Origin of the sequence: Formosa sp. A9, assembly GCF_051200825.1 — a bacterium.
Taxonomy (GTDB): domain Bacteria; phylum Bacteroidota; class Bacteroidia; order Flavobacteriales; family Flavobacteriaceae; genus Formosa.
Genome location: NZ_CP195158.1, coordinates 3,256,062 through 3,282,807 on the forward strand (window position 1 = coordinate 3,256,062; position 26,746 = coordinate 3,282,807).

18 protein-coding genes are annotated in these 26,746 nt (G+C 37.6%); 12 read left to right on the top strand and 6 right to left on the bottom strand.

Annotated features, from left to right (window positions below; genetic code table 11):
• Positions 1–6: 6 nt before the first annotated feature.
• From ACR9EA_RS14300 to ACR9EA_RS14340, 9 genes are all read left to right on the top strand, one after another.
• Positions 7–1,128, top strand: a complete 1,122-nt coding sequence (locus ACR9EA_RS14300) for a SusF/SusE family outer membrane protein (RefSeq protein WP_435134480.1) — start codon at positions 7–9, stop codon at positions 1,126–1,128.
• 69 nt (positions 1,129–1,197) lie between these two features.
• Positions 1,198–4,047: an alpha-amylase family glycosyl hydrolase gene (locus ACR9EA_RS14305; protein ID WP_435134482.1), complete on the top strand. Its 2,850-nt coding sequence runs from the start codon at positions 1,198–1,200 to the stop codon at positions 4,045–4,047.
• Between the two features lie 113 nt (positions 4,048–4,160).
• Entirely contained in the window at positions 4,161–4,556 is a 396-nt protein-coding gene (locus tag ACR9EA_RS14310) for a hypothetical protein (RefSeq protein ID WP_435134483.1), read from the top strand.
• A gap of 237 nt (positions 4,557–4,793) precedes the next feature.
• Complete coding sequence (locus tag ACR9EA_RS14315) at positions 4,794–5,651, top strand: hypothetical protein (RefSeq protein ID WP_435134486.1); 858 nt, start codon at positions 4,794–4,796, stop codon at positions 5,649–5,651.
• Positions 5,652–5,804: 153 nt separating this feature from the next.
• A complete protein-coding gene (locus ACR9EA_RS14320; RefSeq protein ID WP_435134489.1) occupies positions 5,805–6,545 on the top strand; it encodes an SDR family oxidoreductase in 741 nt (246 codons plus the stop codon).
• Between the two features lie 40 nt (positions 6,546–6,585).
• On the top strand, positions 6,586–7,701 hold the full coding sequence (locus tag ACR9EA_RS14325) for a DUF2914 domain-containing protein (protein ID WP_435134491.1): 1,116 nt from the start codon (positions 6,586–6,588) through the stop codon (positions 7,699–7,701).
• Between the two features lie 368 nt (positions 7,702–8,069).
• The gene (locus tag ACR9EA_RS14330) at positions 8,070–12,968 is read left to right on the top strand and encodes a T9SS type A sorting domain-containing protein (protein ID WP_435134493.1); all 4,899 of its coding nucleotides are present in this window, start codon (positions 8,070–8,072) and stop codon (positions 12,966–12,968) included.
• A gap of 182 nt (positions 12,969–13,150) precedes the next feature.
• Positions 13,151–13,921: a threonine/serine ThrE exporter family protein gene (locus tag ACR9EA_RS14335; protein ID WP_435134495.1), complete on the top strand. Its 771-nt coding sequence runs from the start codon at positions 13,151–13,153 to the stop codon at positions 13,919–13,921.
• 3 nt (positions 13,922–13,924) lie between these two features.
• Entirely contained in the window at positions 13,925–14,413 is a 489-nt protein-coding gene (locus ACR9EA_RS14340) for a threonine/serine exporter family protein (RefSeq protein ID WP_435134498.1), read from the top strand.
• Positions 14,414–14,492: 79 nt separating this feature from the next.
• Here ACR9EA_RS14340 and katG read toward each other — a convergent pair whose 3' ends face one another.
• Complete coding sequence (gene katG, locus ACR9EA_RS14345; protein WP_435134501.1) at positions 14,493–16,715, bottom strand: catalase/peroxidase HPI; 2,223 nt, start codon at positions 16,713–16,715, stop codon at positions 14,493–14,495.
• 432 nt (positions 16,716–17,147) lie between these two features.
• Here katG and ACR9EA_RS14350 point away from each other — a divergent pair, with 432 nt between their 5' ends.
• Positions 17,148–18,059 carry a helix-turn-helix domain-containing protein gene (locus ACR9EA_RS14350; protein ID WP_435134504.1) on the top strand — a complete coding sequence of 304 codons (912 nt, stop codon included), beginning with the start codon at positions 17,148–17,150 and terminating at the stop codon, positions 18,057–18,059.
• Between the two features lie 79 nt (positions 18,060–18,138).
• Here ACR9EA_RS14350 and ACR9EA_RS14355 read toward each other — a convergent pair whose 3' ends face one another.
• From ACR9EA_RS14355 to ACR9EA_RS14375, 5 genes are all read right to left on the bottom strand, one after another.
• Positions 18,139–20,097 carry a glycoside hydrolase family 97 protein gene (locus ACR9EA_RS14355; protein WP_435134507.1) on the bottom strand — a complete coding sequence of 653 codons (1,959 nt, stop codon included), beginning with the start codon at positions 20,095–20,097 and terminating at the stop codon, positions 18,139–18,141.
• 189 nt (positions 20,098–20,286) lie between these two features.
• Entirely contained in the window at positions 20,287–20,391 is a 105-nt protein-coding gene (locus ACR9EA_RS14360) for a T9SS type A sorting domain-containing protein (protein ID WP_435134510.1), read from the bottom strand.
• A 79-nt stretch (positions 20,392–20,470) separates the two neighbouring features.
• Positions 20,471–20,932, bottom strand: coding sequence for a LamG domain-containing protein (locus tag ACR9EA_RS14365; protein ID WP_435134513.1), 462 nt, complete (start codon positions 20,930–20,932; stop codon positions 20,471–20,473).
• Between the two features lie 14 nt (positions 20,933–20,946).
• Positions 20,947–22,635: a family 43 glycosylhydrolase gene (locus ACR9EA_RS14370; RefSeq protein WP_435134516.1), complete on the bottom strand. Its 1,689-nt coding sequence runs from the start codon at positions 22,633–22,635 to the stop codon at positions 20,947–20,949.
• Between the two features lie 129 nt (positions 22,636–22,764).
• On the bottom strand, positions 22,765–24,411 hold the full coding sequence (locus ACR9EA_RS14375) for a DUF5695 domain-containing protein (protein WP_435134519.1): 1,647 nt from the start codon (positions 24,409–24,411) through the stop codon (positions 22,765–22,767).
• A gap of 54 nt (positions 24,412–24,465) precedes the next feature.
• Between ACR9EA_RS14375 and istA the strand changes: the two genes are divergently transcribed.
• Both istA and istB read left to right on the top strand, forming a co-directional pair.
• Complete coding sequence (gene istA, locus ACR9EA_RS14380; RefSeq protein WP_435134522.1) at positions 24,466–26,010, top strand: IS21 family transposase; 1,545 nt, start codon at positions 24,466–24,468, stop codon at positions 26,008–26,010.
• Positions 26,011–26,019: 9 nt separating this feature from the next.
• Entirely contained in the window at positions 26,020–26,745 is a 726-nt protein-coding gene (gene istB, locus ACR9EA_RS14385; RefSeq protein WP_435134525.1) for an IS21-like element helper ATPase IstB, read from the top strand.
• Position 26,746 lies beyond the last annotated feature (1 nt).

Consider the following 26,746-nt stretch of genomic DNA (forward strand, 5'->3'; position numbering starts at 1 on the left):
AAGACAATGAAAAATATAAAACTATTAGCTTTATTTGTAATAAGCGCGTTAACATTAAACTCCTGTATAGACGACGACAGCCTGACCTATATAGCAACTCCGCAAGGCGATTTCGAATTCACCAATGCGTTTTTATCAGAATATCTGTTATCTTCTGCAACGTCAAGCAACTTAGGAGAGCGTTTTACCTGGAGCGATGCCGATTTCGATTTACAAACTAATGTCTCTTACGATTTAGAGCGTTCTATCATTGGCGACTTTTCCGATGGTGTTGTAATTAGTACCACCAGCGACAACGAAACAGCTGTTACTATTGGCGATTTATTAAGCCTTGCCGAAGAAGCTGGACTAGACAACGATCCTGAAACCGAAAACCCTAGCACAGGAAATGTATCGTTTAGAGTTCGTGCTTACCCTGGCACAGAAACCGATATAGAAATGTATACCGCTGTGCAAACCCTAACATTAACTATTTTAGAAGAAGGTGGCGGCGATAATTTCCCAACGTTCCGAAACTTATTCTTAGTAGGCGATGCTACAGCCGCAGGATGGAGTCCAGAAAATAACAACACACCAATTGTTAGAAATCCAGAGAATGAAGACGTTTACTCGTTTATTGGTTATTTTGAAGGTGGCGGAGAAGGCTTTAAATTATTAGAAGGTATGGCTTGGCAGCCACAATGGGGTGGCGAAAACGGCATATTAGCTGTAAACGATGGTTCTACAGACGATCCTAAAGCTTTTGCTATTGCTGCTAGCGGATACTACGAGTTCCATATGAATATTACAGACATGACCTATACTTTAGATACCTACGATGCTTCGGCTGCGGCTACTTACAACACTATTGGAATTATAGGTGATGCCACCGAAGGTGGTTGGGATGCCGATACCGATATGACTCAATCTGAGTTCGATCCGCACTTATGGTACATTAACAACGTAAGTTTAGGCGATGGCGAATTAAAATTTAGAGCCGAAGATGCTTGGGATAATAACTGGGGAGGTTCTACCGCCTTTAGTGGTTACGCAACCCAAGACGGCCCTAATGTTCCTGTAACTACAAGAACGTATAATATTTGGTTTAACGATTTAGATGGTAGCTATATTTTAATAGCTCAAGAGTAATACCTTATTGCAAAAAAGAGGCTATGAGAAATCATAGCCTTTTTTGTTTAACACTTTCAACTAAAGACTATGAAAACAAAATTACTCGCCTTATTATTTTTCGCATATCATCTAGGCGTATTTGCGCAAGTGTCTACATCACCATCAACTTTTAATACAGATGACAGCGTAACTATAACCGTAGACATAAATAGTTCTAACACCAACTGTAACTCATTAAACAATCCGTCTAAAGTATACCTGCATTCTGGTATTGGCGACGACGCGAACCCTTGGGGCTATAGCGTTATTGGCAATTGGGGACAAGACGATGGTATTGGAGAAATGACCAATAATGGCAATGGCATCTGGAGCATTACATTTGTACCAAAAACCTATTACAATTTAAGCGATGCACAAGCCACATCGGCCACCAAAATAGGTTTGGTATTTAGAAATGCGGCAGGAAATCAAGAGTTAAAAGCATCTGGTTGTTCCGATTTTTTTATTAATGTAGGAAGCTTTCAAGTCACCCTAAACACTCCTGCAGAAAACAGCACCAGTATTTTAAATACAGGCGGAAATTTTTCAATTTCAGCTTCAAACACTAATGGCAATGCCAATTACACCCTATCTAGTAATGGCACCACTTTAAACACCGATTCTAACACATCGGATTACACGTACACACATACCAACATCACAACAAATCAAAATTATACACTTACCGTCACCCAAGGCACCGAAACTATTACAAAATCTTTTTCCGTATTGCTAAACCCAGGAACTATAACTCAGGCTATACCTGCTGGCTTAGAAAATGGTATAAACTACAATAATGCCGATGCTACAAAAGCGACCTTGGTTTTAGATGCGCCGCTTAAGGATTTTATTTATGTGGTAGGAAGTTTCAATAATTGGCAGCCTACATCGGCATACGCCATGAAAAAAGATCCGAGCTCAGGTAAATTCTGGTTAGAACTTACAGGTCTTACCCCTCAAAGCATCGAAACTTACCAGTATTGGGTAGTTGCAGAAAATCCGGTAAGCAACTCACCTACTTTAGTAAAAACAGCCGATCCGTTTTCGACACTGGTGTTATCGCCTTTTGACGATCCTTATATTCCGGCAAGCTCCTACCCTAACTTACCCGCCTACCCTAACGGACAAGAACGAGAAGTTACCGTATTACAAACTGGAAAAACCGAATACAATTGGCAGGTTACCAACTTTGAAAAACCTAAAAAAGAAGATTTAGTCATTTATGAAGTTTTAATTCGTGACTTCGATGCCGACCGTAATTTTCAAGATATAATAGATCGCATCGATTATTTCAAAAATCTAAACATCAATGCTATCGAACTCATGCCTATCATGGAGTTTGAAGGCAACGAAAGCTGGGGTTACAACACGGCGTTCCATATGGCATTAGATAAATTTTACGGTACAGAAGATAAATTTAAAGAGCTTGTAGATGTGTGCCATCAAAACGGAATTGCAGTTATACTAGATCTCGCTTTAAATCACGCTTACGGCAGAAATCCTATGGTGCGTATGTGGATGGATGACACCGATGGCGACGGCTGGGGAAACCCTAGTAGTGAAAACCCGTATTTTAACGAATACGCTACACACACCTATAGCGTGGGTATGGATTTTAACCATCAGCAGGAACGCACCCAATATTACGTAGAGCGTGTGGTTGAGCACTGGATTACAGAATTTAATATTGACGGATTTCGTTGGGATTTAACCAAAGGATTCACTCAAAACTGTACGTCTAATAATGAATCCTGCACCAACAGCTACCAACAAGATCGTGTAGATATTTTAAAACAATACGCCGATTATTCCTGGAGCCTAGATGCTTCTCACTACGTTATTTTTGAACATCTTGGCCAAGATAACGAAGAACAACAATGGGCGAACTACAGAACCGATGAAGGCAAAGGCATTATGATGTGGGGAAAAATGACCGACCCGTACAACCAGCTAACAATGGGTTATGCTTCAAACTCGAATATTAATCGTATGGGACACAAATCCCATGGCTTCAACAGCAAACGTTTAGTAGGCTATGCCGAAAGTCATGACGAAGAACGCCTGATGTATAAAAACCTGCAATATGGCGCCGCCTCGGGATCGTATTCTGTAAAAGACTTAAACACAGCTTTAGCACGCATGGAAGCATTAGGCGCTGTAAGTCTAAGCATTCCTGGCCCTAAAATGATATGGCATTTTGGCGATTTGGGTATGGAAAATTCAATAAACACCTGTTCCGACGGAAGTGTGTCTGAAAACGTAGACTGCAAATTAGCTACCAAACCGCAACCACAATGGACCAACAACTGGCTTGCAAACAGCAACAGAAAAGCCATTTACGATACTTGGGCTAGATTAAATGCTTTAAAAATTAACGAGCCTGTTTTTGAAGGCGATTATACCATTACTTCGGGCAATTTAACCCCGCTAATTCGTATTTGGGATAATACCTTGCCAAGCTCCGAATTATCGGATGTGGTAATTATTGCCAATTTCGACACCACAGCGCAAACTGTAAATCCAGAATTTTCGAGCAATGGCACTTGGTATAATTTAATGGACGACACGAATATACCAGCTACAAACGCCATCGTTCTAGAACCTGGAACCTTCAAAATTTATGGTAATAATCCTGCAAAAACATTAAGTACAGAGCAAGATGTTATAACAACGCCGTTGTCAATTTTCCCTAACCCAACGGCTTCAGAGTTTTATATAAATACCGAGGTCGCAAAAGTAGAACTTTTCGATATTACAGGTAAAACCATAAAAACCTTTACAGGCAATTTTCAAACTGGCAACGCCTTTAACATTTCCGAATTACCAGCCAGCCTATATTTAATAGGTGTTACAACTAGTAACGGAAGAACGCAAACCCTAAAACTAATAAAGTATTAAATATTTAAAATTCAGAACTATACAGACAAAAAGCTTCAGAACTATCTGGGGCTTTTTTTATAGTTTTCATGTATTAAAATATGTAACTTGCAGTAAAACCTAAAAATACCTTTATGAAAAAACTTTTACTTGTATTAAGCTTAATGCTATGTTTTGCCTGCGATTCTTCCGATGACAACAATGATGCTGATGACCACTCTAGATTTCACCCACCATCTTGGATTCGGGGAACTTGGTACGCAAATGCGAACGATTTAACTGGCGTTAGATTTACATCTGATGATTTTTGTAATATCATTACGGGAACTACAGAATGTTTTAAAGCATTAATTGAACAATCTCACGAGATTGCTTCGGTAGAAAACGAATCTATCACAGATACCGATTATAAATTCACAATAGAATATGGAAATAAAGGCGGGGATTTCCACTACAGAAAAAAATCCGACACAGAAATTGTACTAGTCGTTCAAGGTTTAGAAACCAACATTATATACATTAAAGATTAAATTCACTACAAATACCCACCTTACCAAAACAAAAATTATTAACAAAAAACGATTGAAATAGCTATTTAGATAAAAACATGATATTTATCAGCTTATTTAACGCTATTTTTTTAGTAACTTTATAATGAATTTAAAACACAACATTATAATTTAACATATTTAAAACCCTGAAATTTTATAGTAATACCTCATCAAAAAACCAGTTAACTCAATATTTAATCAATTAAAAACAAACCAATGAAAACACAAAAAAGCTTAGTAATTATTTTACTTTTCTTTGTTAATGCTTTTGCATTTGCTCAAGAAACAGCTTACGATTTAAGAGAAATTGTAGACATGCGTGGTAGTTCTTCGGAACAAGTTTTAGAAGACAAAGGTTATCATTTAGAGAGTGTAGACAAATCGTCTGCAGGAATTTACCAAAATTGGTGGAATAGCCGTAAAAACCAATGTGTTTCTGTACGTCTTGTAGATGGCAGAGTGCAATCTGTAGTAAAAGCTCCAGAGCTCGATTGCGGTAAAAGCAGCTCAAGTTCTCATCATTCATCAAACGACCGCGACGACATCAACTTGTATGAACTTAGCGGTATGTCTGAACCTAGTGCATCTTCCAGATTACAAGATAACGGATACGTGGTTAAAAAAAGTTATGGTTCGTCTTTAATTTCGTTGTATTGGTATAAAGAGCGTAACGACAAATGTTTACTTATGTTAGTTAAAAACGATAGAGTATCTTCAGTTACCAAAGTATCATCATCTTTATGTGGTGGCGACTCGAATTACAGTAGTAGCAGTAGCCGCAACAGCAGTCACCGTAGTAACAGCCATTCTTCTAACAGAGGGGTTACTTTATACAAAGATTGTGGTTTTAGAGGCAGCAGTGTAACCTTAGATGAAGGGCGATACAATCACGACGAATTAGGAATTGGTAACGACAATTTATCGTCTATAGAGGTTCCTCGTGGTTATAAAATAACCATATATCAAAACGAAAATTACGGAGGTAAAAGCAAAACCTATTACAATGATGTAAATTGTTTAACCGACGACGACATGAACGATCGTACCTCTAGCATCAGAATTTCTAGAGATTAATAAAAACACAATATCTTTACAAACAAGGTTTACTAAAAACAACTGTTTTAGTAAACCTTGTTTTATTTTTATTACAAATAAACATCCTGTATTCATTTCATGCGTTCATGCTAATGGGTTATATTTACAATAATCCAAAACATCATTTTTATTATGATTAATTTACAAAATAAAGTTGCTATAATTACTGGTGGCTCTAGAGGTATGGGAAAAACTATTGCAACATTATTTTCGGACCACGGGGCTAAAGTTGTAATTAATTATGCCAAAAGCAAAACGCAAGCCGACCTTGTAGTTTCTGAAATTAAAGCAAAAAACGGAGAAGCCATTGCCATACAAGCCGACATTAGTAAACCTAAAGAAATTACCAAACTTTACGACAGCACAATTAATACATTTGGAAAAATAGATATTGTAGTTAATAATGCTGGTGTTTTAATTATGAAACCTATTAGCGAAACTAGCGAATTAGATTTCGACAATACGTTTACTACAAATACGAAGAGCGTCTTTTTTTCTATGAAGGAAGCAGCAGCCAAAATGGAACCCAATGGTAGAATCATTAACATTTCCAGCACGGTAACCCGAGTTATGTTTCCTAATTACGGCATGTATTCTGCATCTAAAGCTGCGGTAGAACAAATGACACGTGTATTTGCCAAGGAAATAGGCCACAAAGGCATAACAGCCAACACTGTTGCCCCAGGACCTACAAACACCGAGCTTTTTAAAGCTGGAAAATCGCAAGAACTTTTAGACAGGCTCGCAAGCTTATCGGCCTTTAACCGTATTGGAGAAACCGAAGACATTGCCCCTATTGTATTATTTTTGGCGAGCGAGGATGCACGCTGGATTACTGGACAAAATATTTGTGTAAACGGTGGTTTAGCCTAAATGAGGTCTAACAAAAATTTTAGGCATTTTAACGTCTGTTATGAAACGTACTTTTTCAAAGTTAAAACATTGTGGCTTAACGGATTTTATTCGTAGACACCAAAAGTATGCACCAATTTTATTTTTTATTGGCGGATTTATTTTTGATACACTTACGCTTGGACGAATAGACCGCACTTACGATTTAGTAGTACTGTGTTTACATATGTCTGCACTTAGCATAACGCTATACCTATACAATGTAGCCGATGACGGCAAATGGAAACACACAGCCCTAGAACGGTTTGAACCCTATTTTCCGCTAGCCATTCAATTTTTCTTTGGGGGCTTATCTAGCGCCTACGTTATCTATTTTTCCAGAAGTGTATCGCTCTCTAAAACCGCATCGTTTTTTGTAATCTTGGTAGTCTTACTATTAGCCAACGAATTTTTAAAAAAACGTATTTCTAACAAATATTTACAATTCAGTATTTACTTTTTCATCAGCTTTACCTTCTTTACCTTTATGATTCCTGTGTTTATAAAGGATATGAATCCAAATATATTTTTAATATCTGGAGGTGTAAGTTTATGCGTTACGGTTTGCTTAATTCTTTTTATTTACGCGAAAAGCCCAAGCACCAGAGCTGAGATTAAATTAGCAAAATTACTTAGCATCATTCTATCAATATACCTAAGCATAAATCTGTTTTATTATTTTAAACTTATACCTCCCGTACCACTTGCGCTACAAACTGGTATTGTTGCCCATAACATTACTAAAGAAAACAACCAATACACCATTACTTACGAACAAAAGAAACAATTCATTTTCTGGCGCGATTACAGATCTAAATACATACACACCCCCAATACACCGGTATACGTTTTTTCGTCGGTTTTTGCGCCAACGGCATTAGAAAAATCAATCACTCACCGATGGATGTGGTTTAACAAAGTGAAAGACACTTGGGAAGTGGCTGATGATATTGCCTTTAATATTACGGGCGGACGCGACCAAGGTTACCGCGGTTACACTTACAAAAATAATATTAAACCAGGTTTATGGAGTGTACATGTATTAACCGAAGAAGAACTACTTCTGGGCGTCATTGAATTCGAAATAATTACAGATTCATTACAAGCACCTAAACGACTCATAACCAAAACCTACTAAAAATAGTTTTTCTTTTCTGGGTTATCAATACGTCATTATAACTTTTTATAAAAAATCACATTTTCACCTGAAAAATGTAAAAATAACACTTAAAAAATCTAATCTTTTTTATAAACAACAACAAAAGCGAACGACACCACTGGTTGTGAGCTTTACAGCTACTTATCAACATCAAAATCAAGCACTTCCCCTTTTACCGTTCATCGAAAAAATTAGAAATTAAACGATAGTTTCTAAAAAAGTTTATACTTTTAATGTAATCGATTACATTGTTAACAATATTAATTTTTAAGACTTAAATCATGAATTACTTATTTTTTTAACTTTTTATTTCACAAACTAACAATTAAAAACCAACAAACACAATCATGTTTAAAAAAACACTTTTCTCCCTAGGCTTACTGTTTGTAGCGCTTGTAACAACCGCACAAACCGTATCAATTAACAGCGCTCAGGGATGGCTAGAGTCTGCTTATATTAAGTGGACTCCCATTTCTGAAGCAGACAGTTATAATGTATATTATACTGGCGAAGGTTTCACAAACCAAAAAATAGACACACAACTCATACGCAGTTATGGTAACTACTATCGTGCAGACGTATTAGGTTTAAAAGCTGGCCAATACACCTTAAAAGTTGTACCAGTAATTAACGGCGCAGAAGGTAGCGCTACAACATCTACCCCTATAACGGTTTTAGCTCACGATCGTGCCGGCTTTGCGTTTAGTAACGGTCGAGTGCCTGGTGCTTACAAAATAGACGGCACCCCAAAGGACAATGCTATAATCTTGTACATTACCGAAAACACCAAAAACACAGTAAGCCTGGATGTTACAGGTGCAACCTCCAACCCTTGCGTTGGCCTTCAAACCATTTTAGAAGGCTTCAAAAAAGGAAAGGATAATAGACCGTTAATTATCAGACTCATTGGGCAGGTAACCGATATGTCTTACATGCAAAACGGCGACATTATTATTGAAAACAGCAACAACGCATCGAGCCACATAACTTTAGAGGGTGTGGGAGACGATGCCACCGCAGACGGCTGGGGCATACGTGTTAAAAATGCCACCAATATTGAAATTAGAAACTTAGGAACCATGAACTGCGATAGCGGCGAAGGCGATAATATTGGTCTGCAACAAAACAACCAATATGTTTGGGTACATAACTGCGATTTCTTTTATGGCGATGCTGGTGGAGATTCCGATCAAGCTAAAGGCGATGGCGCCTTAGACTGTAAAAAATCTACTTATGTTACATTTTCGTACAATCACTTTTGGGATTCTGGAAAATCCAATCTCCTAGGTTTAAGCGAGAATACCACATCTGGCCTATACATAACCTATCACCATAATTGGTACGACCATTCCGACTCGCGACACCCAAGAGTTCGCTATTTTTCGGCACATGTTTACAACAATTATTACGATGGAATCGCGAAATATGGCATCGGATCTACCGAAGCATCTTCAATTTTTTCTGAAGGCAATTATTTCAGAAATTGTAAATATCCAATGTTAACTTCCATGCAAGGCTCCGATGTTTACAACGAAAGTGAAGGCAGCAACGATTATTCAGACATGCCTACATTTTCTAAAGAAGACGGTGGTACAATTAAAGCTTTCAACAATTACATAGAAGGCGCAAGACGATTTGTAGCCTACGGAGACAATAATTATCCAAACGCCACTACAGACTTTGATGCCTATGTAGTAAGCAGCAGAAACCAAACTCTAAGCAATAGCGTTACTTCTGCATACGGCTCGAACAGCTATAATAATTTCGATACCAACAGCGCTGTGATGTACAATTATACAGCAGACAGCCCAGAAAATGCAAAAAATAAGGTAACAACATACTCCGGACGTATTGAAGGCGGAGACTTTACATGGACCTTTAACAATGCTGTAGACGATACCTCGTACGATGTAAATACCGGCTTAAAATCGGCATTAACAAACTACAACACAAACCTCGTGTATGTGCAAGGCGAAGGCGAAGCCCCAATAATAACCGAAGATCCTGTCGTTAACGTCGTGGCTACAACTTCTGACAGTTCGGTTAATTTAAGCTGGACTACAGCTAACCTTACAGCTACAGCCTTTACCATTTACCGAGATACCGACAATAACCCGAGTGGAAGAACAAAAATTGCAGATCTTGCTGCTAGCGCTTCCAGTTATTCAGACAATACTGCTATTAACAACACCACCTATTACTATTGGGTACAGGCTAACGGAACTATAGATTCCGATGCTGCAGTAGCAACACCAACTTCTGGAAACAACGGAAATGGTTCTACTGGAGACCAAGACCATAACTTTACCGCCTCTGGAACCTCCAGTAACTTTTACAGCATCAATGGAAATTTATCCAGCTCTAAAGGCACTGTTAATTACGCTGGACTCACGCTTACCCAATGTCTTAAAATAGAATCGAGCACAAATATTGGTTTCACTACACAAACCGCAGGAAACTTTACTTTAGTTTTTAACGACGGCTGGTCTGGAAGCATAAAAATTGACGGAGACAATTACGACGTATCCTCTGGCGTATTAAATACCGCTTTGGCTGCAGGCGCTCACACCATAACCAAAGGCGATACTGGAAATCTTTATTATATGAGTTTAAGTTTTGAAGACGACGAAACCCCTATAGAAGATCCAGAGGTTGTTTTAACCGCCACTGCAGGAGATGCTAGCGTAATCTTAAATTGGGCCAGCAACAATATAACAACCGAAACTTTAGAAGTGTATCGCGATACTGATGCAGATCCTAGTGGAAGAACACGCTTAGCTTATATTGATGCAAACACCAATACGTACACAGACCTTACAGCAAATAATGGCACAACCTACTATTATTGGATAAAAGTAAGCAACGAGTACTCCTCGAACGCCGCTTCGGCAACTCCAAATGCTACCGAAACTCCAGAAATTAATTTAACTGCTATAGCAGGAAATAATAGTGTAGATTTAAACTGGACCGCAAGCCAAGTAACTGTTACTAGTCAAGAAGTATACCGCAGCACATCAGCAGATATTGCAACAAGAACACGAATTGCGAGTATTGCTTCAGATAACCGCACTTATACAGATAATACAGCAAGCAACAACACGACGTATTATTATTGGATTAAAATAAACGGGGAATACAATTCCAATTCGGCTAGCGCAACACCGGAAAACGATGAAACTCCTCCTATAAATTCTTCAGCAATTTATGTAGCAACAAATGGTAGCGCAAGCAATTCGGGAACAAGCAGTTCTCCAACTACTTTCGAAGCCGCTTTAAGCAATGTAAGTTCTGGTGGAACCATTTATGTTAAAGGAGGAACTTACAATTTCAATGCTTCTATAATTATAACCAACAACGGGAGTGCCAATGCATTAATTACAGTTGAAGCTTACGAAGGCACGCCTATTTTCAACTTTTCGGCTATGAGCGAAGCATCATCTAATCGTGGTATTGTTCTCGATGGCGATTATTGGCACTTTAAAGGTATTACTATTGAAGAAGCTGGCGATAACGGCATGCTATTATCTGGAAACCATAATATTATTGAAGACTGTATTTTCAGAAAAAATCACGACACAGGTTTACAACTAAGCCGTTACAATACCTCAGCAACATCCATTAGCGATTGGCCTAGCCACAACCTTATTTTAAATTGTGAAGCCTACGATAATCGCGATTCAGATAATGAAGATGCAGATGGTTTTGCCGCTAAATTAACCTGTGGAGAAGGTAATATTTTCCGTGGTTGTGTGTCGCATCATAATATAGACGACGGTTGGGATTTATACACAAAAAGCGATACTGGTCCAATAGGCATTGTAACTTTCGAAGATTGCATTGCACACAGCAACGGAACCTTAACGACAGGCGGATCGTCTGGCGGAGGAGACAAAAACGGATTCAAATTAGGGTCGTCTGCACATCAAATTAACCATATTGTACGTCGCTGTATAGCCTTTAATAACGGAAAGCATGGATTTACAGACAACGGTAATATTGGCGCAATAGAATTTACCAATAACACTGCTTACAACAATGCAGAATACAACATCCATACGCGCGATGGAGCAAACCACGTATGGAAAAACAATGTGTCGTTTGGCAATTCTCAAACCGACCGCATCAGAGGTAATAATTCAGCCCCAAATGCCTTTATTAATGTAGACGGCAGCCTAGAGGTAAGTCAAAACGATTTCGAAACCCTATCTCAGGGACCTAACGCTCAACCTACAAGTAATGGCTTTTTAAATCTAAAAAGTACGAGTGCCCTTATAGATGCTGGTGTTAGCGCTTCTGGAATTGCTTACAATGGTACTGCTCCCGATTTAGGTGCTGTAGAATTTGGAGGCGAGATAACACCGCCTAGCGATCCGGAAATTAATCTTTCCGCTTCAGCCGGTGATGGTGTTGTAAATTTATCATGGACTATTAACTATGTAGATGTTACCAGTGTTGAAGTGTATAGAGATCTTGATGCAGACCCTAGCGGAAGAACCAAATTAGCTAACGTATCGGCAACTAGCCAAAGTTATACAGACCAAACCGCAGCCAATGGCACGACATACTATTATTGGATTAAAGTAAATGGCTCGTTAAATTCTGATGCAATTTCGGCAACACCAAATACCGATGAGGATCCAACACCAAGCAGTGATGAAATTCACAACTTTACGGTTTCAGACGACCAAAGTAACTTTTATAGTATTTCTGGAAACCTTTCCGATTCTAAAGGAACTGTTAGTTATAACGGATTAACATTAACGCAATGCTTGAAAATTGAATCGAGTACCAACATCAGTTTTAATGCTACACAAGCAGGAAACCTGACCTTAGTATTTAACGAAGGTTGGTCTGGAGACATCAAAATTGACGGTACAGAACACGCTGTTAATAACGGACTCATTACCGTATCGCTAGCTAGCGGATCGCACACCATTACTAAAGCAGATGTTGCCAATTTATACTACATAAGCTTAACGTATAATGCAAACCGACTTTCTATAGACCAAGACACGATAACGGCTAAAGACATAAAACTATATCCTAACCCAGTTGCTAATAAACTTAATTTGTCATCGACTGTTCGTATAGAAAAAATTCAAGTTTATAATCTGCTTGGGGTACTGGTTAAAGACATAAAAGGCACTGTCTCTAATATAGACATGAGCGATTTAAGTCAGGGTCATTACCTTGTTAAAGTCTTTGCCAATACACAAGTGATCGATAAAATAGTGATTAAGCAATAAAAACTATAAAACAGTTAACAAAGTAATCCCTTAGAACGAAGTTCTTATTTTTTAAAATGGTCTATCTAAATACAGATTGCCCATTTTTTTTATATGTAAACGCCATTCACTTCACCTGTAAAAAAATTGGTTAGCGTTTACTTTATTGGTATTTTCATACTGTAAAAAACGGCTGCGCAATAATGAATACAAGCACTACGCATAATATTAAAAATGTTTCTGATTGCTTACTAGAAGTGGGAGCTTTACTAATGGGAGCTGGAGCCAGTACCAACCGCATAAAACTTACTATAGATAGAATTTCACATGGCTTGGGTTACGACACAGAACTACTAGCAACACACCGTACCATTTTAATAGTTGTAAAACATAAAACAGACAACACAACTTATAATTCTTTTAGAAAAACACCACCTCACGGCGCAAATTTCAATTTAGTTTCGGGCATTAGTAAATTAAGTTGGAAAGTCATTCAAGAGCAATGGTCTATTGCCGAAATAAACAACAGACTCGACACTTTAAAACACCGACCAAGATACTCCCTTCTTACCACACTAATTTTAGTAAGTCTTGCCGACGCTGCCTTTTGCAGATTATTTGGAGCTTCGCATGTAGATATGGCCACTGCATTTACAGCCACAGCCATTGCATTTTTGGCGAGGCATTATGTTTTAAAATTGAAATTCAATCCTTACCTGTGTATCAGTTTTGCTTCATGTATTGCTTGTTTAATTACCGGGGGAGCAGTAAAACTAGGTATTGGTCACCATCCAGAATTGGCCTTTAATACTGCTGTCTTATTTTTAATACCAGGTATACCGCTTATCAACTCTTTTTCAGACCTGATTGAAGGTTACACGATGAATGGTTTGGTGCGCGGCACACACGCCATGCTTATAGCGCTTTCGATAGCTTTTGGCATGTTAGCCACTATGTATATTTATAATTTTTAAACTATGAATGCATTGTTTTATTTAGAAATGGGATTTTGGCTGGCGACTGCGGCTATAGGCTTTGGAGTATTGTTTAATGTGCCTAAGCGCACACTAGGTATGATTGCTCTTTTAGCTGCTATTGGAGGCTTATCCAAACTTATTTTAATGCATTACAATGTACACATTGTTTTAAGTTCTTTTGTAGGCGCTACTATTATTGGTTTTCTGAGCATACAAGCCGCTCACGGCAAACATGCTCCTCCTTTAGTGTTTTCTATTCCTGCTGTAATTCCTATGATACCGGGTGCATTTGCTTATAAATCTATGTTAGGTTTTATAAAATTAACAGGAGACATTCATGCTTCTACTTACGACATCGCTTTAGATGAAACAATAAACAACGGCATAAAAGCTGCGTTTATAGTGCTGTCACTCACAGCAGGAGTTTCGTTGCCCATGCTTATTAGTCGAAAAAACTCAGCTAAACATATTAAATACACCAAAAAGTGATTTTTCCCGAAAAAAATATAAAAGGCGGCTATCTATTATGGACAACCGCCTTTTCTGTTTTAAGAAAGACTATAAATTACTACAAGTCGAATCGATCTAAATTCATCACTTTTGTCCATGCAGCAACAAAGTCGTTTACAAATTTATCTTTAGCGTCATCGCTAGCATATACCTCTGCTAAGGCTCTCAATTCAGAGTTTGAACCAAAAATAAGATCAGCTCTAGAGGCTGTCCATTTCAGCTTTTTAGACACTCTATCTTTACCTTCAAAAACCTCGTCGTTATCTGGCGACAGTTTTGTCCATACCGTATCCATCTTCAATAAATTCACAAAGAAATCGTTAGTTAAGGTTTCCGGATTATCGGTAAGCACCCCTTTACTAGACTGGTCCCAATTGGTATTCAACACTCTTAAACCACCTACCAACACGGTTAATTCTGGTGCTGTTAAGGTTAAAAGTTGTGCTTTATCAATCAACAACGCTTCGGTTGCAATATCGAATTTTGTATTTCTATAATTTCTAAAACCATCAGCATAAGGCTCTAAATAGTCGAACGCTTCAATATCGGTTTGCTCTTGACTTGCATCCATTCTACCTGGAGCAAATGGCACGTTAATAGTATAACCTGCTGCTTTTGCAGCCTGCTCTACCCCAACGCCTCCTGCTAATACAATTAAATCTGCTAAGGATATTTTTTTAGCTCCTGAATTAAAGTTAGATTGAATAGACTCTAATACCTTAAGCACTTTAGCCAATTGTTTTGGATTGTTAACCTCCCAATCTTTTTGAGGTGCTAAGCGTACACGTGCACCGTTAGCGCCACCACGTTTGTCTGAGCCTCTAAATGTGGATGCTGAAGCCCAAGCCGTAGACACCAATTCTGGAATGGTTAATCCAGACTCTATAATTCTACCTTTTAATTGAAGCACATCGGCTTCAGTTACCAATTCGTGATTTACTTCCGGAATAGGATCTTGCCAAATTAGCTCCTCTTGTGGTACTTCTGGGCCTAAATAACGTGATATTGGCCCCATATCCCTGTGCGTTAATTTATACCAAGCACGCGCAAAAGCATCGGCAAATTCGTCTGGGTTTTCGTAAAAACGTCTGGATATTTTCTCGTATTCTGGATCCATGCGTAACGACAAGTCTGTTGTTAACATGGTAGGTTTATGTTTTTTATTAGGATCGAAAGCATCTGGAATAGTCGCTTCTGCATCTTTAGCAATCCATTGTTTTGCTCCTGCAGGGCTTCTATGTGGGTGCCATTCAAATTCGAATAAATTCTTAAAGAAATTATTACTCCATTGTGTTGGTGTTTCTGTCCAGGTTACTTCAGGACCTCCAGTTATGGCATGAGCCCCAACCCCAGATTCGAAACTATTTTTCCATCCAAATCCCTGATCTTCTATAGGCGCTGCCTCTGGCTCTGGCCCTACAAATTCTCCTGGATTAGCCGCGCCATGGGTTTTTCCAAAAGTATGCCCTCCAGCTATAAGCGCTACGGTTTCCTCGTCGTTCATGGCCATACGTTTGAAAGTTTCGCGAATATCTCTAGCCGCCGACACAGGATCCCAGTTACCATCTGGTCCTTCTGGGTCTACATAAATTAATCCCATTACAACAGCTGCCAACGGATCTTCAAGGTCGCGATCGCCCGAATATCGTTTATCGTCTAACCAATCTGTTTCAGATCCCCAATACACATCTTCTTCTGGTTCCCACACATCTTCTCTACCTCCAGCAAAACCAAAAGTTTTGAATCCCATAGACTCTAAAGCTACATTTCCTGAAAGCACATATAAATCTGCCCAAGAAATTTTATTACCATATTTTTGTTTAATTGGCCAAAGTAAGCGTCTGGCCTTATCTAAACTTGCGTTGTCTGGCCAACTATTAAGTGGTGCAAAACGTTGCTGACCTGCACCTGAGCCACCACGACCATCGCCTATACGATACGTTCCTGCACTATGCCATGCCAATCGAATAAACAAGCCTCCGTAATGTCCAAAATCTGCTGGCCACCAATCTTGAGAGTCTGTCATTAACGCATGCAAGTCTTTTTTTAATCCTTCATAATCTAGAGATTTAAAAGCTTCGGCATAATTAAACTCTGCATCCATTGGATTAGACAATGAAGAATTCTGCCTTAGAATATTTACTTTTAACCGATTAGGCCACCAATCCTGATTTCGGGTACCACCACCCGCAACTTGTTTTGGTGCGCCTCCTGAAAACGGACATTTACTTTGCCCATTAGTATTTTGAGAACTTGAATGTGTGTGATTGTGTGTTTCCATGTTTAGTTATTTTAATGTTCTTTCAAGTTACAATAATTTTCCGCCCACAACTGCATCAATTTTATTTATATTTTTTATTTTAAAATAATTAAAACTTATACTCTACGAGTCTTCAGAAAATTTTTGCATACTATAAATTTAACATTTTAAAACCTGAAACACTTCTTAAAAAACATACTTAACAAAACATTAATATCAGTCACTCCTAGAATATTTTCTTAACTACTTTACCCCTTACAATTAAAATACAACTATTGTTAACACACTTAATAATGGGTTTAAAACCATTAAAACACGCTAATAATTGGGGAGTATTTTATCGAATTGTATTCATTTAACGATTTATTCTGTAAGGTCATCCCAAAGTTTGTCGCACATCACATAGAATAGTGGCTTATTTTATATCTTTGGATATAACAAATTCAACCCCTAATGCATAGTATTAAAGACGCACAAACTGGTAGCTCTGGAGTGTGGTGGCATAAGTCTGATAAAGGACCTTTAGCAGATTTACCATTTTTAGTCCAGTTCGGTAATATGAAATTTTCGAAGGTGAAGATAGACCCTACCATGAAACCTCATTTAAACGATGGTATAGAAATACACTTTGTTGTTAGCGGAAAATACAATTGGGCCATTGACGACGAACAGATAAAACTCTTACCAGGAAACCTTTCGGTTACCGCCCCTTGGCAATATAACGGAAGCCCAAGCGGTAAAATGGAAATTGGAGAAATTATGTGGATGGTTATTAAACCTAAGGCCTATAGCCAAGATTCGCCACTAGACCTCGGTAAATGGACCAAATTAAGCGCTACGTTCCAAAACGATTTGGGCGCTTTAATTGCCAACCAAAAAAGTTTGGTTTTAGAAAAAGCCAATAGTTTTAAAACTTATTTTACAACCTTAGCCCACGAGCTAACCAAACATGAAAAAGGTTACGAAATTATAGTAGGAAACCTTATAGAAAACCTACTTATAGATTTGTACAGGTATTTACTTCGCAACGAAAAACAAATTATAGAACAAGATCACTTTATTGATAAATTGAACCAAATTGTTTTTAAAGATTTAAGTAAAAAATGGATTATAGACGATTTGGCTTATATGTTTGGCATGGGTAAAACTAAATTTACTTACGAAGTAAAAAAAGTAACAGGTTATCCGCCTAACAGCTACATCATCAATTTAAAAATTGAAAAAGCCATAGAGATGCTTAACGAAGGGCAAAAAAGTATTTCGGAGATTGCCTATGCCTCTGGGTTCTCGTCGTTACAACATTTTACCTCAACCTTTTCGCAACGCATAGGCGTCAGCCCAGGCAAATACAAGCAAAGTAGTTAGTTTAATCTAAAATATATTTTACTAAATCATTAAACAGACTCGCGTTTGTTTAATTTAGAATTAGCATAATATACTGATCTTACTTTTTTACTATTATAGCTGACCAGCCACCTCCTTTTGCTAATTTTGCTTGGATGACAGATTGCTTATTTACTTCTAAATTTTCAATTTTATAATCTTCTGCAAACTTATTGGCATTAACGCCATCTTTAAATATTTGCATGTTATAATCCCCGTCATCTAAAAAAGATAAATCTATATTTAAAGTGCGTTCATCCCAATCTGTCATTGCGCCTATATACCAAGTATTGGCTTTCTTTCTGGCTATGGCTATGTAATTTCCTACAGCAGCATGCAGCACTTTGGTTTCGTCCCAAACCGTTGGGATTTGCGTTATAAAATCGACCGTTTCTTGTTCCTTATAATATCTTGAAGGCGATTCGCAAAGCATTTGTAATGGAGCTTCGTAGATTGTATACATGGCTACTTGGTGCGCACGTGTTCCTTGGCTCATAGGTCTATCAAAGCTAATAGAAAAATTGATTTCCTGAGTATTCGACATTGCTCCCGGAGTATAATCTAAAGGACCTGCTACCATTCTTATAAATGGCAAAGTAACATTATGCTCTGGTGTAACTTCATTACTCCATTTATTATTTTCGCTTCCTTTAACACCTTCATAATTAACCACGTTAGGATAAGTTCTTCTTAATCCCGAAGGTTTAAATGCACCATGAAAATCGACCAACAATTCTAATTCGGCACATAATTTTGCTATTTGCTCATAAGAATTTACCATGTACTGATCGTTTCTTTGCATATAGTCTATCTTAATACCTTTGGCACCCCAATGCTTATAGGTTTCTAAAATTTCTTGAAGATTGGCATCTAAAGGTTTCCAAAGTACCCATAATATAATACCGACACTTTTTTCCTTACCATACTCTATAAGCGCCTTAACATCCATATCTGGATTTACATGTAGAATATCTGTAGTAGATTTTGTCCAACCTTCATCTAAAATCACATACTCAATATTATTTTTAGCAGCGAAATCTATATAATATTTATAAGTTTCTGTATTTAAACCCGATTTAAAATCTACGCCATAAATATTGTTATTATTATACCAATCCCAAGCCACCTTACCTGGTTTTATCCAATCGGTATTTTTAAGTGCTGTTGGCTTTGCCAATTGATAGGTTAAATTACTCTCTACTAATGTGCGGTCTTCTTTTGCTATTACAAATACGCGCCAAGGGAATGTTCTATCTCCTTTGGTTTTAGCAATATAATCGGCTTCTTTTGTAATGGTTTGTACTCTATCCGATTTTCCATCTTTATCTACTGCTTCCAAAACATATTTAGGAAATATTGCTTTCAAAGTCTCATTACCATTACTTTTTAAAAACAATCCTGGATAATCATGTAACGCTGTTTCTGTAAATAAAACTTTTGCACTCTTTGCATCAAACAACACAGGTAAGCTACAAAAATCGTCTTTAGAGATGTCTTTTAATGATGAGTTTACATAATACCTTTCGTTATGCGAGTACATGGATTCTTCTTTTGGAAAAAATGTTGAAGTATGTTCTGGAAAAGTTAAATCTAATTGCTCTGAGACCACATTTCGCTCTACTTTATTTTTATCGGCAAATTGATAAGCAATCCCATCGTTATACACACGAAAACTTAAACTGTACTTACCTTTAAATGATACTAGCAATTCGGTATATTCATCTAATATCTTAGCATCTTTATGAGGGATAACAGGATAGATAAATTCGGAATTATGCTTTATTTTATGATTTAAAACCTGCGGTTGTATTCCAAAACTAACGCCCTTAGAAAATTGCATTCCTACACTTGCTTTTTCTATTACGACTTGCCCGTTTAAGTTGGCAGACCATGAGATATCGTCCTCTATATTTACCAATAATTGTATCGTTTTGTTTGGAGATTCTACTTGATACTGTTGTGCACTTAAATTAGAGAAACTGGCGGTACAGAAAAAGACTAGAAGTAAGATATATTTCATAACAAGAATTAAATTTAATTGAGAAATTAAAAATATTAATCTTTATTAAAAATCATTGGTTCGAAAGTAGCTATTATTGATACAATTTTAACCAATAATTTAGGTACAAACTATTCTAAAAAAAAAACTACACCTCGATATCGAGGTGTAGCACACACTTAATAAAAACCGTTTACACAATTCCGGTTTCTATTTTATTACTATTTTTTTGGTTTCTTGTTTGTTTTGCGAACTCACCTTTATAAAATAAATTCCTGGTGATAGGCTTTTATTAGTATAAGTTAACCAATACAACTAACCATTTATTTGACAATAAAAAAAGCCTTCTAGTAACAGAAGACTTTTACAACACCAACAATTAAAAATTAACCATTTACGGTTTGTTTTTTTTCTGAAGTTTGATAATTTCATCTTCACTTAATGCGTAGTTATACATTTGAAATGAAGCCATTAAACCCGAATAATGCTCACCAACATCGGATGCACCAACAATAAGTTTTGCATTATCTATTGCAGAAGATAAAAGCATGATTTGAGCATTATCTATTACGCCGTCAACATATATTTTTTCTACCACGCCATCAAAAGTTAAAACGATATGATGCCACTCATTGGCTTTTGGTAGTATTTTATAGGCCATATCAAAATGACCATCTAAATGTGATGCAGCCCCGTAATGCCCACTATTGTATACCAAAGCATTGTACGAATTCGCTAAATTTAAGGCATGTCTATCGCACCACGAGGCTAAAAATTCACCTTCTGCGCTAATCTCTGGATTTTTCACCCACGTTGCCACCGTAAAAGCACCATTCCATTCTAAACTTTTAGGCACTGCCTTATTTAAAATTAAAGCACCTTTCTTAAATTCAATGGCAGTTTGGTATCTTCATCTGTTGTTAAGGACACGTCGCCTGTTGCAATAAATTCTCCACCTAAAGAGCCTGCGTTTAAAAACTGATTCTTGTTTTCAGCACTTACATTTTTTACATCTATGGCTGCTATCATACTGTTTTCCACGTGTAGAGCTGGACCTTCTACAGATGGTTTATTTTGTAATTGTAAAGGGATTTCAAATAAATCACGATACACTTTAATATTCCAAACAGCTGCTAATAAGCCTTGCTTTTCGGTATTTAAGACTGTTAGCTTCACATATCTTGCCTCGACTTCTAAATCGTCGATCATTGGACTTCCAGAGGTTGTGTTATTAGATTTATCGGCAAACACGTCCCAAGTTTGCCCATCTTTAGAATATTCCAAAACATATTGGTAATAATAACTCGCAAACTCAAACTGAACCATTACTCTTTTAATTGGTGTTACTTTACCTAAATCGACTGTTAAATCCTGCGGAAATGTATTATTAGCCGCTTTCCACATGGTCGCATTATTGTTATCTGTAGCATTTTCTGGTTTATATTGATACGATTCACCTAAAACATTTAAGTGATATGAAGACGATGCCGATGCAGCTGCCCGAGATGCAATATTTTCTGGCACCTCCGATTTTACGATAGGCGTAATACCTTTTTGAGAAGGCACAACTTTTTTGATAGTAGAGTCGTTTTCAAAAATTAAATCATCTATACATACTTGTCTTGCCATTCCACCACGCGTCATAGGGTAATCATGTTTGTGGTACACAATGTAATAATCGTCGCCGTCTTCTAACACAGAATGATGCCCAGGACCATGCGTCGTTTGGTCGTCGTTAGTACTTAAAATGGGATTGTTTTCACCAGGAGTAAAAGGTCCATATGGCGTATTGGCATAAGCATAAAGAACTTTATAAGTTTCATCGTGACAAGATTCGCCAGAATACATCAAAATGTATTTATCACCTTTTTTCATCATGTAAGCCGCTTCAAACGAGTTTGGTGTTTGCTCCAAGGGAATATTTTCCGGATTCATAATATCCTTCATGGTGTCTGTATTCAGTTCACCAACGGCATAACCGCCATTGTAATGCACCCAAGTACCCCAATATGCGTAAACTTTGCCATCGGTATCGGTAAAAAATTGCGCATCTAACGACGGAAATCCTTTTCGTGGATAATTATGAGCAATAACTGGCGTGTCGTCTTCATTTAATTTTTCCCAAGGACCAACAGGTGTATCTGAAACATAGCCGTAAATATTACAACCGGCTTGGCAATTACCAAAATACAAATAGAACCTTCCGTCCTGACCTTCAATAATGTCTGGCGCCCAATAATTACGAAGATTTACAGAAGATAGAGACGGGATTTCCATGGTATAATTATACCAATTTTGTAAATCTTTACTATACCAAACTGTAGGTGCTCCAGATGCCAACATTTCATTATCGGTGGTCGCATAAATATAATAGAGGTCTCCAAACTTCTTTATAGTAGGATCTGCATAATACCCAGGTAAAATAGGGTTTCCTATAGCAGATGCATTTTTGTTTGCAGCAAGTTCTACTTGGCTAAGCGTCTTTGAAGTATCTTTACAGGAAGCGGCGACCAGCACTAACAAAAAAAAGGGTATTGTAGAAAAAAAATGTAATTTCATTTGTTAAACTTTACGATTAAAAAAACAAAGGCAATTTCGATGAAAATTGCCTTTGAAAAAAAATATACAAAAAAATAACCCCATGGCGAAAACAATCACAACGCCATAGTTTTCCAAATTATTTTTGTATTAAAATTTCACTTCTAGGCTTTTCTTGGTCAAAGGAATCTCATAAGCTCCTCTAACTTTATTATAAGATAAAGTCTTATCTGAACTTACTCTTAAATACGCTTTAGGTGTAAATTCGGTGGCTGGTGATAAGGTAACTGTTAAATCCTTTGTTTTGGTATTGTACGTTACGCTTTCAAATTGTCCCGCATCTAAAGTTAACCATAATTGTTTTGAAGCAATATAAACCTTAGACTTGGCTGCTGTAGTAAGTTGCATTGTTACCTCATCGCCTTTTACTTCCACATTTCCTCCAAAGGCCAACCAGCCCAAATCATCGTCTTTAGTTAAATAAGAACTGGTATTTACAGCGTAACCATAAAATCCAGAACCATAATCGCCAGAGAGGTAATCAATTCTTAAAGTTGAAGGATACGAATGAAATGCTGCAGGGCCAAACCCATCTTGAGTGATATTAGAGATGCCTCCTAAAAGTCCGCCATACCCCACTTTTAGCAGATATAAATCGTCGCCTTTTTTCCTGTATTGCTCTAGAACAGGGATCGCATTTAAAGACGATCCATAATGATGAATTTGACGCTCTACACGCGACAATTTTCCTCCGTACAAAAAGTCCCAATACCGTCTCGCATTACCATTATACGCCCAGTGAGGCATGGTAGGCATATAGGCTAAAATAGCACTTAAAGTAACATTCGCTTTATGCTCATATCCAAAATAGTTGGACCACATATACACTTCTTCTTGTCCCGTAGAATCCCATGGCATTTCGCTACCAAACGGATAATGCAATGCACGCCAATGGTCTGTTCTTGCTTTCATTCTTGTTTCGAGATCGCTTGCCATTTCTGTTAAATTTTCTCGTTTTAAATCCTCCAGAATATATAAAAATACAGAACCTTCCATTTGTCCAAATTGGGCATAATATGGCGCCTGCTCGACCATGGCTATGGTTGTATGATAAGCGTTTTCTAAATACCAATTCCAGGTACGATTATCTACCAATCCATCATGATATCTAGCTAAACGATACATTACCCAATATGCAGCTGCAACATGCGGATAATTATAAGACCTATCTGGTTGATCGGCATGCTCTTTACTCCAAGCCGCCCAGGACGAATAGTCTATTTTATCGCTATATGTCCCTTTAGGAAGCGAATCTGGTTCGTAGTAAAAAACACTTCGTTTCACCCCATATTTACGTGGACCTTCCTTATATTGAATGGTTCCCCAAAGCGTTTCATCTACAAAGCGTTCGAGCTTATTTATTTCCTCTTTGTTTGGCTGAATGAGTTGTTTCATAATTGCAGCCAACCAGCCTCCTGCACCACCTTCGTCACTTAAACCTGCCACCCACGCTCTACTATCTTGGGTTAATTGAGATTTGGTTTCATAATCGTAACTAATAACCGAAGGATTTCTTTTAAAGATTGGATCTGCTTTGTCGAACCATTGTTCTGTAGTTAGAAAATGCCCAAAATCCTTAACCACATCCGATTCAGATTTTATCACTTTATAATTAATTGTTTGCGTTAAACCGTCTTTATGCAAAAAACGGCCATAGTGAGCCACCTGCAGCGGATTAAAGTGAGCATAGTGCGGCGGATGAAATTGAGCCACCCACAGCGGATGAAACTGAGCCACTAAAAAAATCGATTCTATTTGTACGGCATTTTCGATCTTTTACCTAAAAAGATCATGGCCAATAAACAAATAGATATGCGTAAAATAAAACAGATATTTAAGCTTTACAGTGAGGGTGTCAGCAAGCGAAAAATAAGCCTCCAACTTGACATTTCACGTAATACCATCGATAAGTACATCGATTTCTTCAAACGATATGGGTTAACAGGCTATGAAGTGTCAGCCATGACCTTAGAAGAGTTGGACAGACTTTTTAAATCGGACCAAAAAACCAAACCCGAACAGCTTGTTATATTAGAAAAGTACTTTCCTTATTTTGATAAGGAGCTTCGCAAAACGGGCGTTACCAAAGAACTTTTATGGCAGGAATATTATGCCAAGCATCCTAATGGCTATAAACTATCCCAGTTCAGATACTGGTATCGAGAATGGAGCAAGGAAGTGTCGCCTGTAATGCATTTTACACACAAAGCCGGCGATAAATTATTTATAGATTTTACAGGAAAGAAACTCACCATAGTGGACAGGCACACAGGAGAAATCCAGGATTTAGAGGTTTTTGTGTGTGTTTTGGGCAGTAGCCAATATACTTATGTAGAAGCCTGTGAGAGCCAGAAGAAAGAAGACTTTATGGCTTGTGTAGAAAATGCACTTTGGTTTTATGGAGGCGTACCACAGGCTCTAGTGCCCGATAACCTTCGGGCAGCTGTTAATAAAAGTAGTCGCTATGAACCTAGAGTTAATGCAGATTTTGCAGATTTTGCAGAACATTACGACACTGCAGTATTACCTACAAGAGCCTACAAACCTCGTGATAAGGCCATTGTAGAGAATGCCGTTCGCATCATATATACCCGTGTATTTGCACCGCTCCGCCATCAAACCTTTCATAGTAAATCAGAGCTTAACAAGGCCATATTAGAGCAGCTTAAAAAGCATAATGCTATGTCTTTTAGAGGGCGCGAGTACTCCAGATATTCTTTGTTTGAAGAAATCGAAAAACAAGCCTTGAAACCCTTACCAGAAAAGCGCTATGAAATTAAGAGGCAGTCCAGAGCTACCGTTCATAAAAATAGCCATATATACTTTGGTAAAGACAAACACTATTATAGTGTGCCTTACCAACATATTGGCAAACGTGTTAAAGTTATATACTCTGAGAGTGTCATTGAGATCTACCATCAAAATGAACTGTTGACCTTTCATGCAAGGGCGCCTAAGAAATACGGGTATACGACCACCAAGGAACATATGCCCTCACACCATCGCTTTGTTAGTGAATGGAGCAGTGAAAAATTTATCGATTGGGCAGGCCACATAGGAGTACATTGCCAAACCATGATTATTAAAATCCTGAACAAAAAACAACATCCAGAACAGTCCTATAAATCCTGTTTAGGTATACTTCACTTAGCCAAAAAAGTGGGAAAACAGCGCTTAGATAATGCTTGTAGACGTGCTTTGGATTATGACTCTTATAATTATAATATGATAGAAAACATACTAAAAAAAGGATGGGACAAACTAGATGAAACCATAGAGGAACCCGTTGATATCCCCAACCATAATAACATTAGAGGCAGTCACTATTATAAATAAAATTAGATTATGAATACAAAAACATTAGAACAAATGAAGCAACTAAGGCTCTTTGGTATGCATAGAGCCTTTGAAAATAGTTTAACGCCCGAGAGCATTAACTACACCAGCGACGAACTCGTAGCATATCTTACCCAATCTGAATGGGACGATCGTCAAAACCGTAAAATAGAACGCTTAACAAAATCGGCTTACTTTAGGTACAGTGCCGTCATGGAAGCTATAGACTATGATCCGTCAAGAGCACTCGATAAAAACCAGATCCAACGTTTTTCTTGTTGTGATTTTATTAAAAATAAACAAAATATCCTTATAACTGGAAGTACTGGTGCCGGTAAAAGCTATATGGCCTCTGCTATAGGACATCAAGCGTGTTCTCTAGGCTACAAGGTTGTGTATTATAATACCAATAAACTGTTTACCTTATTAAAAACCGCTAAGGCAGATGGTTCCTATTTAAAACAGATTAGTAAACTAGAAAAACAAGATCTTTTAATTTTAGACGACTTTGGTCTTAGAGCTCTGGATAATATGAACCGTCATGCATTAATGGAAATTATTGAAGACCGCCATGGTAAACACAGTACCATTATTGCCTCGCAATTACCTGTGGAAGCCTGGCATGAACTGATAGGAGAACACACCATTGCAGATGCCATTTTAGACAGGCTTGTACACACAGCTCATCGTATTGATATTAAAGGAGAATCTATGCGTAAAAAATTAAAAAAATAAC